The 11,564-nt window shown below is 69.4% G+C and carries 7 protein-coding genes; 2 read left to right on the top strand and 5 right to left on the bottom strand.

What is annotated here, in order from left to right; genetic code table 11:
- Positions 1-747: 747 nt before the first annotated feature.
- From FAB82_RS16680 to FAB82_RS16660, 5 genes are all read right to left on the bottom strand, one after another.
- Positions 748-2,436, bottom strand: coding sequence for an ABC transporter family substrate-binding protein (locus FAB82_RS16680; protein ID WP_136535672.1), 1,689 nt, complete (start codon positions 2,434-2,436; stop codon positions 748-750).
- Between the two features lie 107 nt (positions 2,437-2,543).
- On the bottom strand, positions 2,544-4,292 hold the full coding sequence (locus tag FAB82_RS16675; protein ID WP_168801646.1) for an ABC transporter family substrate-binding protein: 1,749 nt from the start codon (positions 4,290-4,292) through the stop codon (positions 2,544-2,546).
- A gap of 425 nt (positions 4,293-4,717) precedes the next feature.
- The gene (locus FAB82_RS16670) at positions 4,718-6,856 is read right to left on the bottom strand and encodes a HelD family protein (RefSeq protein WP_136535670.1); all 2,139 of its coding nucleotides are present in this window, start codon (positions 6,854-6,856) and stop codon (positions 4,718-4,720) included.
- Positions 6,857-6,934: 78 nt separating this feature from the next.
- Complete coding sequence (locus FAB82_RS16665) at positions 6,935-7,453, bottom strand: histidine phosphatase family protein (RefSeq protein WP_136535669.1); 519 nt, start codon at positions 7,451-7,453, stop codon at positions 6,935-6,937.
- 163 nt (positions 7,454-7,616) lie between these two features.
- Positions 7,617-7,907: a GNAT family N-acetyltransferase gene (locus tag FAB82_RS16660; protein WP_211116643.1), complete on the bottom strand. Its 291-nt coding sequence runs from the start codon at positions 7,905-7,907 to the stop codon at positions 7,617-7,619.
- A gap of 268 nt (positions 7,908-8,175) precedes the next feature.
- Here FAB82_RS16660 and FAB82_RS16655 point away from each other — a divergent pair, with 268 nt between their 5' ends.
- Both FAB82_RS16655 and FAB82_RS16650 read left to right on the top strand, forming a co-directional pair.
- Complete coding sequence (locus tag FAB82_RS16655) at positions 8,176-8,625, top strand: hypothetical protein (protein ID WP_136535668.1); 450 nt, start codon at positions 8,176-8,178, stop codon at positions 8,623-8,625.
- Positions 8,626-8,631: 6 nt separating this feature from the next.
- Positions 8,632-11,562 (top strand): hypothetical protein, encoded by a 2,931-nt coding sequence (locus tag FAB82_RS16650; protein WP_136535667.1) that lies wholly within the window; start codon positions 8,632-8,634, stop codon positions 11,560-11,562.
- Positions 11,563-11,564: the final 2 nt, after the last annotated feature.

Raw genomic sequence — 11,564 nt, 5'->3', positions numbered from 1 at the left:
GACCTCAAGCAAGCCAAAGCCAGAGCACGAGAACGCTTCCGAACACCAACCGCCCCGGAGCATGAACGGGCAGCAGCGACAGCCGCCCCACCAGGCGACCGGTTACGGTGCCCCGCCGCCAGGCGGTAATGGCGGCGGGGGAAGCGGACCAACCAAGGACCGCAGCCCGACCCACCCCGAAACGGGATCAGGGGATCGGGCCCCTCGTCGTGCCCGCAGACGGCACCTGGTCTCCAATGGCCGTCCATCGCCCACACCGGCACCACCGAAGACCCCGCCCCGGCAGCGAACGGCCGCCACCCTTCACACCTCTTCTTCGCTGATTCGTCTGAAGCCCACCCCACACGCACCCCCACCGCCAGCCGACCTCCTCAGCCCGGGCAGACCCCCGCTGTCGCTGATCCGCTTGAAGCCCAACCGATGCCCAGCCGACCACCCCAGCCCAGGCAAACCCCCGCTGTCGCTGATCCGCTTGAACCCCAACCGATGCGCACCCCCACAGCCAGCCGACCACCCCAGCCTGGGCAGACCCCCACCGTCGCTGATCAAGAGCGGCACCGAATGGTGCGGGCAGCCGACGAGCCCACCCCAGGCGAACGACTGCCTTCCTCGTCGCTGCCTCGACAAGTCCGAATACGACGAGAGGGAGGCCGCCAGCAGCGGCCTCCCTTCGTTGCTCTGGATTCTCATCACGCCCAGTTGCGAATGTCCCGCTCTGCTCACGGGACCGTCACCGCTCGGATGCGGCTACGACTCCCAGTTCCGAACGTCCCACATCGGCCCGGCCTGGCTATTGCCGTTGACCGTGATGCCCGACATCGTGTTCGAGTTGTAGACCGTCGACTGCGGCTCGTCGAAGATCGGCAGGGTGAACGCGGCGGGCATGACCATCGCGTCTACCTCATTGGCGAAGCCGGCCGCCTCGGCGATGTCGGTCGTGGAGCGGACCTTCGCAAGCGCCTCGTCCAGGCCGTCCATGGTGTAGCCGCCGAAGTTCGAGCCCGAGTCCGAGGCGAAGTACTGGTTGGGCGCCGTGGTGAACGCCGGCGTGCCCGACCAGCCGTAGATGATCAGGTCGAACTCGCCCTCGGCGAGCACGTTGCCGAGTTCGCCGTCCGGGATCGCCTGCAGCTCGACATCGATGCCGATCTCGGCCAGGTAGGCCTGGACCAGCTCACCGGTGGTCTGGCGGACCGCATCGCCCTCGCCGTAGCGGAAGTTGAGCTCGACCTCGTCGCCGCCGCTGGTCGTGAGCTGGTCCTGCGAGTCGTAGGTGTAGCCCGCGTCGGTCAGGGCCGCCCGGGCCGCATCGGCGTCGCCCGAGCCCTGGACCGGATCTGTCTGGCCCAGGAAGGCCTCGTGGTACTCGCTGGCCTGGTTGAAGAAGTGGTTCGTGCGGGGCGCCACCTCGGTGTCCGGGTAGTTCTTCGAGATGATGTCGGCATTGTCGATCGCGGCGAAGACCGCCTGGCGCAGCACCTCGTCGGACAAGAATTCATTGCGCGTGTTCGTGTCGATGTGGAGCCAGATCGAACCCTCGTACACCTCGGCGGTGATCGCGTCGTCCCCTTCGAGCTTCGAGATCTCCTCGGCGTCGAACTCGCTGGGCCAGGACCCGTCGATCGAGCCCTGCCGCAGCTCGGTCACGATCGCCTCGGTGCCCTCGACGACCTTCATCGTCAACTTCTCCAGGCCCGGGTCGACCGAGCCCTGGTAGTTCTCGTTGGGCTCGTAGGTGACGAACTCGCCGGCCCTCGCGTCCGTCGGCACGTACGGGCCGGTCCCCCAGGTCGGGGGGGTCTCGGCGAAGTACTGGGCGCTGGCGCCCATGACGGCCGGGTCGTTCTGCCAGTCGGCGAAGCCGTTGGCCTCGGCGATGTGGCTGGGGTACATCGGGGTCTGCAGGAACTCCCACTCCGGGTCGAGATAGCCGTCGACATAGGTCATGGTGACGACCCCGTCGGAGGTCTCCTCGATGCTGGCGACGTTGGCGCCCCAGTCGGTGGTTGCCGGGACGCATTGCGCCTGGTCGCAGTGGTCGGCATTGCCCGACATCTGGTACCAGGTGTAGATGAAGTCCTCGACGCGGAAGGGCTCGCCGTCGGACCACTGCGCGTTCTCGTTGAGGGTGTATTCGACGGTCAGCGGCCCTTCACTGGTCAGCTCCGGCGCTTTGGCCAGCAGCGCGTCGTTGAAGACCCATTCGGCGTTCTCGTCGAAGTCGCCGAGGGTCGTCGCGCCGGGAGACAGGGCCTGGTGCAGATAGCTGTTATTGCCGTCGGAGGTGTTCTCGTTCCACGTCTCCCAGCCCGAGCTGACCGCCCAGGTGACATCGCCGTCCCCGCCCGAACCGCCGTCGCCACCGCAGGCGCCGAGCGCCATGGTGGCGGCAGCGGCGGCGGCAAGACCGATCGCACCCGCTTGCTTGCGTCGCATATGTCCCCACTCCCCCGTGTGTAATCACCCGTAACTGGGTCATCTTTACACTGGGAGCGGGGCTTATCAGGGACTTTGTGGAGTTTTACGACATCTGGACCGCGGCGCTACGCGTCCTCGTCCCGGATTCCCCACTCGGCGACGTTGTACAGGGCGCGCTGCTGCGAGGCCCAGTTGTCCCGGACGTTGACGAGGTCCTCGGAGACCATGATGACCACCGGCGTGTCCACCGTGGGCAGCACGTAGGCGTCCTCGATGACCCGCTGCACCACCGTGTTCGCCATCTCGGCGGCCTCCCCGGGGTCGCGCACCGAGGCCAGCTCGTCCAGCAGGGCGTCGAGCTCGGGGTCCTCGTTCTGGCCGTAGTTCGCCGCCGAGTCCGAATCCCAGTACAGCTCCGCATTGCCCACGTACAGCGGCGCGGTGGTCCAGCCGTAGCTGATCATGTCGAACTCGGAGGACGCCAGCGTGGTGCCCAAGTCCGCCACGGCGAACGGATTGAGTTCGACGTCGACCCCGATGTCGGCCAGGTTGTAGTGGACCAGCTCGGCCATGGTCTCGCGGTCGGGGCTGCCGTCGGCGTAGCGGAAATCGAGCTCGACCCGCTCCCCCAACTCGGTGACGAGGTTGCCGTCGGCGTCCCAGTCGTAGCCGGCCTCCTCCAGCGTGGTGCGGGCCAACTCGGTGTCGCCGGCGCCCTGGCCGGTGACCGTCAGGTGATCCTCGAAGTACTCGCTGTTGTTGCGGAACAGGTGGTTGAGCTTGCGCGCCGCGTCGGTCTGGACGTTGGCGTAGGTGCGGTCGATGAGCTCCTCGACGTCGATCGCCTGGAAGACGGCGGTGCGCAGGGCATTGTCGGAGAGGAACTCATTGGCGGTGTTGAGGTCGATGTGGCCCCAGCCGGGTCCGGGCGCGATGGAGAAGTCGATCCCGGCCTCGGCGGCGAGCTGGCCGATGTTCTCGGCCGTAACGCCGGTCGGCGTGGCACCGTCCACATTTCCCTGGCGCATCTCGGTGATGATCGACTCGACCGAGTCGAAGGACCTGAGGGTGAGGCGGTCCAGGGTCGGCTTGGTGGAGCCGGCCCATTCGGGGTTGGGCTCGAAGATCACGTGGTCGCCGGTCTCGGCGCTCTCGATCCTGAACGGCCCGGTCGACCAGGTGGGGACGGTCTCGGAGAAGTAGTCCTGGGAGGCCTTCATATCCTCGGGGTCGTTCTCCCAGTCGAAGCCCTCCGCCTCGGCGATGTGGGCGGGGCTGGCCAGGACGTTCTCATACTGCCACTCCGATGACGAGTAGTCCTCGTCGTAGGTGATGACGATGGTGCTGCCGGAGCCGGAGGCCTCGATGGACTCGACCTGGGAACTGGAGTCGGCGTAGGGGGTGCAGCCGGCGCACTTGGCGTCGTCGCCCGAGCGCGCGTACCAGTTGTAGACGAAGTCGTCCCGGCTGATGGGGGTGCCGTCGCCCCAGGTGGCGTCCGGGTTGAGGGCGTACTCGACCTGGACCGGGTTCTCGCTGATGAGCTTGGGTTCGGCGGCGAAGACGCCGTCATTGAGGACGAACTCGCTCTCCTGGTCGAAGTGGCCGGTGTCCGGCCAGATCGGACCGGTCACCTGAAGGGTGAAGGCGGTGTACTCGGCGGTGAGGACCGGATTCCAACCGGTCCAGGAGCCGTCGAGGCCCCACGTGACCTCCCCGCCCTCGGCCCGCTCGCCGGAGTTGCAGGTGACGGGCCGCTCCACGCAGCCGGAGAAGCCGGGATCGGCGTCGACGCCGCCGGAGCAGGACGTGAGGACCAAGGCGGTGGCGGCACCGATCGCCAGCGCCGATCCTGAACGGACATGACGGAACATAGGTCTCCTCTTGGGTTGTGCCGGTGGGGCGCGGGCACCGGGCGCCCGAAAGCGCCCGTCGGCACGAGAGAACGAGGAAACCCGGTCAGCACCGCGAGCCTGCCTCTCGCTGCTGTCAGGATGCGCTATGGCGTCTAGTCCCTTGCGGCACAGGGAATTCGGATACCTTCCGTTTACGTGATGACGTTTACCCTGGTGAGGGGCCAAATCCGACAGACGGTCACAGTCTTGGGGGAAGCAGAGATTTCGGGGATATTGCCGAGAGGCCATAAAATGGACATGAACTGTTATCGAATCGAGATGCGGGACGGGCCGTCGGGGGCCCACCGGCATTCGAAATCACGCTATGGGAATCCCAGGAACCCCTTGCGTCACATGGCGACGGGGCGAGTGCCTTGGGGACGGTCAGCGGGGCCCGGGGCCGTTCAGGCCCGCATCTCGGCCGGGAGTGCTCCGGTGTGGACGACGGTAAGGCGCGAGACCGCGCGCGTCAGCGCGACGTACAGGTGGCGCAGGCCGACCCCTTCGATGGTGGCCCCGCCGGTGGCCGGGGCGCTCACGATCTCGGCCGGCTCGGCGACCACGACGTGGTCGAATTCGAGGCCCTTCGCGAGGCTGGCCGCGACCAGTTCGACCCGTTCGGTCCCGGGGAGCGCGGCCCGCAGCTCGTCCACTCTGGCGTCGGCGGCGATCACCCCCACCAGTCCCTCTTCGGCGAGGGCCTTCGCCACCGCTTCGGCAACGCCCGTAGCGAGGTCGGACGGCGCGATGTAGTCGAGCGCGCCGTCGGACCGGATCGACACGGCCGGGGCGACGTCGACGCCGAGGTGCGGCAGGACCCGGTTGGCGAGCGCGATGATGACGGCCGGGACGCGGAAGCCGGTGGTCAGCTCGGTGTACTCGACAGTGCTCTTCTCAATGGCGGTGTCCTTGCCGAGGTGGCGCATCTGGTCGTTCCAGGAGGCGGCGGCCCACGGGGTGGTGCCCTGGGCGAGGTCGCCGAGAACGGTCACCGAGCCCTGGCCGGAGCGGCGGGCGATGGCGCGGCACTGCATCGGCGACAGGTCCTGGGCCTCGTCGATGACGATGTGGCCGTATGAGTCGGCGGGCGCGGGCAGGTTGAGGTGGGACTCGATCTCGTCGGCGATGAGCAGGTCCGCGGCGCTGGCTTTGAGGCTCTTCCCTTGGGGGGCCAGGAGTTCGGCCTCGGCTTCGGTGAGGATGCCCCGGGTGGCGTCGGCGCGGAAGGCGGCGTCGAAGTAGAGCTTCTTGAGGACGGTCTTGCCGTTGAGCTTCGGCCACACCGCTTCCATGAAGTCCTTGACGGAGTCGGTGCGTTTGAGCTTGGTGGCCCAGCGGCCGTCGGGCGAGTGGCCGGCGCGGATCTCGGCCTGGCGGCGGGCGCCCTGGACGATGGCGTCCTCCACGGCCTTGCGTCCGGCCGAGTAGGTGCGGGTGTGCTTGCGGGCGTGAGCGATCGCGTCGTTGAGGTAGTTCAGTCCGAGTCGCCAGCGCCAGCCGCCGTCGGCGATGAGGAGGCCCGCGTCGGCGGTGACCCCGCCGGCCTCGGCGGTGCCGACGTGGCCCCAGACGGCCCGCTCGCAGACGGCGGCGATGCGCTCGTCGTGTTTGACGAGGGCGGCCTCGTGGCTGTCGGTGCCGGTGGCCTTGTCGGCGCCGGTGAGCTGCTGGACGGTGACCTGCCAGACGGAGTTCTCGCCGAGGGTGGGCAGGACGCCGGAGATGTAGGACAGGAAGCCCTCGTTGGGGCCGACGACGAGGACGCCGGCCTTGGTGAGGTGTTCGGCGTAGTTGTAGAGCAGCCAGGCGGCGCGGTGCAGGCCGACGGCGGTCTTGCCGGTGCCGGGGGCGCCCTGGACGCAGAGGTTGGCGTCGGCGGTGCGACGGATGAGCTCGTCCTGCTCGGGCTGGATGGTGGCGACGATGTCGCGCATGGGGCCGGTGCGGGGGCGCTCGATTTCGGCGGTGAGGATGTCGGAGCTCAGCTCCTCGCCGAGGAGGAGGTCCTCGTCCTCGAAGCCGGTGATGCGGGCGGCCTGGAAGCCGAAGCGGCGGCGCTTGGAGACCTCGCGCCTGTCGTGGGCGGAGGCGCGGTAGTAGTGCTCGGAGACGGGGGCGCGCCAGTCGAGGACGAGGGGGTCGCCGTGCTCGTCGCGGATGTGGCGGCGGCCGATGTGGTAGTCCTCGCCTGGGTGTTCGGGGGTGCCGTCGAACCACAGGCGCCCGAAGAAGAGGGCGAGGTCCCGGTCGGTGAGGTCCTTCATGCGGGTGGTGGTGTACTTCGCCATGACGAAGGCGAGCTCTTTGTCGGGCCCGACGTCGCCGCCGCCCCGGCCGGTGTTGCCCTCGTTGAATTCGGCTTCGTGGCGGTCGTAGGTGTCGGAGGTGGCCCCGCGCATGGCGGACATGGCGGCCCGGACGGTCTCGTGGAGTGCGATCTCGGCGCGAAGGTCGGCTTCTGCTGAGCCGCCGGCGGACGGTTGGGAACTCTGGTGAGATTCCGCTTCGGCTGTGCTCTCGGCGGCTGGTCCATTTGCGGGCATCACGGTCTCCCGGTTCGGCACGGATGAAGCAGGCGAACCGTCGATGCTATGCGGGCCCCGGGTGGGGCGGCAAATGAATTACCGGGCCGCGAGCGGTTTGACGTCCACCAGTCTTCCGTCGTCGCAGTGGAGGACCCAGCCGCCTCCGGGCGGGAGCGTCGCCGGTTCTTCGAGCGGGACGGTGAGGTCGTACCGCGACAGGTCGTGGCCGTCGCGCGCCGCCACCGCCACCAGGAGTGCCGCCAGTACCACGCTCTCCGCGCAGATCACCGCCGTCCGCCGCTGGTCCGGGAGCACCCTGACCGCCCGGGCCGCCAGCCAGGCCGCGAGGTGCGCGGCCCCGGACCGGCCCGGGAACTTGGGGCGGTCCGCCGCGAGGTCCGGACATGCGGCGATCTTGAGGTCGAGCCGGTCCGCCAGCGGCGCCAGCGTCTCGGAGCAGGTCCCGCCCGGGGCGGCCAGCAGCACCGTCGGGTTGTAGAGCTGGAGGAAGTCGGCCAGCGCCCAGGCGCGCCGAGCCTCGGCATCGGTCAGACGGGGCGGATCGGGGTCGGTGGACGATGAGGCGTGCCGGAGCAGGATGAGCGCGGAGAGCATAAGCGGGATGCACCGCCCGCGAGCCGCCTCGCCCGCAGGGAACGGTGGTCGGGGGGCAGGGTGTTCACCGAGAGGAGCGACATAGTGATGATCGTGCGCCCTCAGATGAACGAAACGTTAACTCGAATCGGGCGCTCAGGTGAACAATGCGGCGCGCCTTGGACTACGGGCGGTAACGGACTTCGTTGTACTCGGGGTGTCGGTCCATCCAGCGTTCAACGAAGGGGCATGTCGGGTATGCCTTGGCGCCCTTGGTCTTCAGGTCGTCGAGGGCGAACTGGGCGAGCTTGCCGCCCCAGCCGCCGCCGCGCAGCGAGCGGTCGACCTCGGTGTGCGGCAGGACGACGAACTCGTCGCGGATCAGGTACTCCAGGTATCCGCTGATGCCGCCGTCCTCCTCTCGCAGCTCATAGCGGTTCTCTTTGGGGTTGTCAACGATTGAAATCTCAGCCACGGCCCCAGCCTATCCGCGGATCGGCCCCATGGCACTCACACGAGACTCATTACCTATCTCTGGCCCCAATCGTGTCGGCCGAAGTCGCCGAATCCGCAATTGCTTGCTGTTCCCCATCTCCAGCCCCATTGGTATTGCCGGGGACCGCCGGGATGGCCGCCGCCCGTCAATGCGAACACCGCCGCGAAATTCGCCGTCCCGCACCGATTGAGACTGTGGGATAACATGAAACGAATCGCCGCCTCGGCCATCTCACGCTGGAGCCCGAATGCCGACTGCCCCCAATCGCGCCGAACTGCTGTTGTCCCCCGAACTTCCCCCGGACGTCGAATCCGAGTGGATCGCGGTGCTGCGCGAAAACGGCTTCGAGGCCGAGGCGCACCGGCAGGCGGCGCACCGCTCCCCCACCGGACTCGACTGGTTGCTGCTCCTGTCACTCCCGTTGCAGGCCTTCGTCGCCGCGCTGGGCAGCGAAGCCATGCACGACCTGTACCGGGGTCTGAAGGACCGGCTGCGCGGACGGGACCGGGACGTACCGAAACCAATGGTCCTGGAGGACTCCGACACCGGACTGCGCATCATTCTGGAAGCGGATCTGCCGCCCGAGGCGTTCGAGCGCCTATTCGAAATGAACTTTGAAGACTTCGACTCCGGGCCGCTGCACTACGACCGCTATCGCCGGATATGGAGATCCGAGCTGGACGAAGCCGGGGACTGATCGCGGATGTTCCATCGAATCGCGCTGAAACGCGCGCGGAACGCCGGCATCCGCGCCGCAAAGGCCCTCACTGAAAATGATCTTGGCATCGCCGAGGACGAATTCAACAAGGCCCTCAAACAGACCGCGAAACGAATCGGACGAGACCCCGCGGTCGACGCGATCGCCTCGGCCGCGCGCATCGGACTCGGCCGCGTCTGTCTGGCCCGGGCCGAACCCCAGGCCGCCGACCGGTGGTTCGGGGAGACCCAGCAGCTGTGGCCCGCGGACTGGGGCGGTTACTACTGGGCCGGTTGCGCCGCGGCCCACGGCGATCAGTTCGCCCGCGCCGAGTGGTACTTCGCCGCCGCCATCGCACGCGGTGCCCCGAACGGCCGCGCCCACATCCAGCGCGCCTACGTCCACGCCAAGCTCGGCCACGACTCCCAGGCGCTCGCCGACCTGTACGCCGCCGCCCAGCAGTGGCCATTGACCGTGGCCGCCCGCGAACTCGCCGCCGTGCTGGCGCTGCGCCAAGGCCAACTGCCGCAAGCGGACTGGTACGCGTCCGCGCTGACCACCCCGATCGGCGCGGCGGTGCGGGGCGCGATCGCCCATCGCGACGGGGACGCCCGGGCCGTCCTCGCCGAGCACGGCAAGGCGATCGACGGCGGGCTCGGCGATGCCGCCGTCCTGCTCCAGCACGGCGCGGCCGCATACCGGCTCGGCGACTTCGACCGGGGCGCCGAATCCTGGTCGCGAGTGCGCGGCCACGAGCACCTGGCGGCGAGCGCCCGCTACGCACGGGCGCTGGAACGACTCGGCGATCGCGACTTCGGAGGGGCCCTGCCCGATCTCGAGGCCGCCGCGGGGCAGGGCATCGAGGCACCCCTGGAGGCGGCCCGGCTCCACGCCGCGGCCGCCGCGATCGCGGATGGCGATACCGAGGCGGCCCGCCTGCATCTCAAGGCCGGCGCCGGAGAGCGCGGGGCGGTGCTGCTGGGCCTGCTCGACTTCAATGAGGGCGAGATGGAGGCCGCGATCGAGGCCTGGCGGGGTTCTGCGAACCATCCGGTCGTGCGGCTCGGCCTGGCGCTGCTCGAGCTTCGCGCCGGCGAGGACGCCGAGGCCGAGTTGGAGTCGCTGTTCGATTTCGAGCTCCCCGAGGCGATCTGGCGCACGGCGCTCCGCGCTCGCGGCGCCCTCCTCGCCCGAGGCGGCGACTGGGCCGGCGCCCGCGACGCCTTCGACGCCTCCAACTCGGGAGTCGTCCGCGACACGGTCGCGACCGACGACACCTTCGGCGAATGCCTCTACCGCACCGGGAACTTCGACCAGCTGCGCCACTACCCCGAGAACCCCTGGTACGCGGCGGGAGTGCTCCGCCTCGACCGCGACGCCGAGGTACCTCTCGGCACCGGCCGGGCCGCCCGCGAGGCCGCGTTCGTCCTGCGCCAGGCCGCCTACGACGCGGCCGCCGAGGGCGATTGGGACCGGGCCGCGAAGCTGCTCGGGCGCAGCGACGCCGCCTGCGAGCCGACCGCGGCCACCCTCGTCATCGACGCCGTCACCTCCGCGCTCGGCGGCCGCCGCCAGGACGCCCTCGCCCGCCTGGACGCGCGGGGGCGGCCCAGCGGGGCGCGCCTCGCCCACACCCGCGCCCTCATCCTCCTGCACGGCGCCGGGCACGGCGAATCCTCCGGCCTGGCCGAACGCTGCATCGCCGCGTGGGCGCCGCTGCTGGACGACGATGGCTTCTGGCAGAAGTGGGTCCGCTCCGCCGAGACGCGATACGGCCGCTCCGTACCCGCCGCGGCCCTGGCGGACATGCGGGGGAGGCTGCGTCGGCTGATCGAGGACGCCGCCGCGCGCGGGGGCGCGAAGGACGCCGCCGACCTGCTGCGCCGCGAGAGCGACGCGACCGCGCTCCTGTCCGAGCTCGGCGGCCTGCCGATCGGCGGCGGGGTGCGGATCTCATGCGGCCCCATGCGGATCGCCGAGCTCGGTCTGCACCGTCGGCTCAGCGAATTCGTCCTGGACAATGAGTTCGCGACCTCCGGGGACCCGCTCCTCCAGTTCTCCGCGGCCGGTCTCGTCCTCGCCCGCCTCAATGCCGACCAGCCCGCCGAGGCGCTCAAGCTCGCGCTCGACACCCGCTGCCCCGACTGCCGCGGCCGGCGCGGTGGGCGGGCGCGGGGCGGCGGCGACGAGCCGCTGATCTGCGACCTGGACTGCGCCGAGTTCGACAATCGCAACCCCGCCTTCGCGACCCTCCCCGACAAGCATTCAGAGCTGTCCGAACTGGCCGCCGCGCTCGCCTCCTCCGCGCTGCTCGATCTGGCCAAGGCGGCGATCGCCAAGCAGCCCATGGACATCGCCGACGCGAAGCAACGGTGGCGGCACGCCATCGCCCACGCCGACCGCAATGGGGAGCGCTACTCCGCAATCGAGCCGATGACCGAGACGGCGCTCGGGCGGGCCGAGACCCTGAGCCGCCGCCGGAAACTGGATGAGCCCATCAATCTCCTCGAAGCCGTACTGCCGCTGCTGAGCAGCCGCGATGAGCCCCAACGCGAACGCGTCATCACCCGCCTGTCCGACCTGCTCGGCCAGCGGGGCGTCGGAAAGGCCAACGACGGGAAGGAGCGCAGTGCCCGCAAGGACCTCGAACGCGCCGTGGAACTCGCCCCGCACCAGATCGGGCCGCGACGCAATCTCGGTGTGGTGCTTCAGAACACGGCGGCCAAGCGGCTGAACCTGGACAGCACGGTCCGCCCGTCCGAATCGGCCCTGTGGGAGGCCGTGGGGCTGCTGGACCAGTCCGCCGAGCAGTTCCGCGCGGGCCTGCGCATCCAGCCGCGCCACCCCGAGGTGACCGAGCTGCTGGCCGAGTCCGAGAAGCTCCACGTCCTCATCTCCACCGTTCTCGGCGGCGGCCGGCCGCGAAGGGGCTGGTGAGC

The organism is Glycomyces buryatensis, assembly GCF_004912275.1.
GTDB lineage: Bacteria > Actinomycetota > Actinomycetes > Mycobacteriales > Micromonosporaceae > Glycomyces > Glycomyces buryatensis.
The sequence above is the reverse complement of the archived record's forward strand: the minus strand, read 5'-3'. Positions and strand labels throughout refer to the sequence as shown.

Excerpts from the sequence above, each read along its gene's own strand:
- FAB82_RS16655 (WP_136535668.1), top strand. The coding sequence starts at position 8,176 with ATGCCGACTGCCCCCAATCGCGCCGAACTGCTGTTGTCCCCCGAACTT.
- FAB82_RS16680 (WP_136535672.1), bottom strand. The coding sequence starts at position 2,436 with ATGCGACGCAAGCAAGCGGGTGCGATCGGTCTTGCCGCCGCCGCTGCC.
- FAB82_RS16665 (WP_136535669.1), bottom strand. The coding sequence starts at position 7,453 with ATGCTCTCCGCGCTCATCCTGCTCCGGCACGCCTCATCGTCCACCGAC.
- FAB82_RS16670 (WP_136535670.1), bottom strand. The coding sequence starts at position 6,856 with ATGCCCGCAAATGGACCAGCCGCCGAGAGCACAGCCGAAGCGGAATCT.
- FAB82_RS16650 (WP_136535667.1), top strand. The coding sequence starts at position 8,632 with ATGTTCCATCGAATCGCGCTGAAACGCGCGCGGAACGCCGGCATCCGC.
- FAB82_RS16675 (WP_168801646.1), bottom strand. The coding sequence starts at position 4,292 with ATGTTCCGTCATGTCCGTTCAGGATCGGCGCTGGCGATCGGTGCCGCC.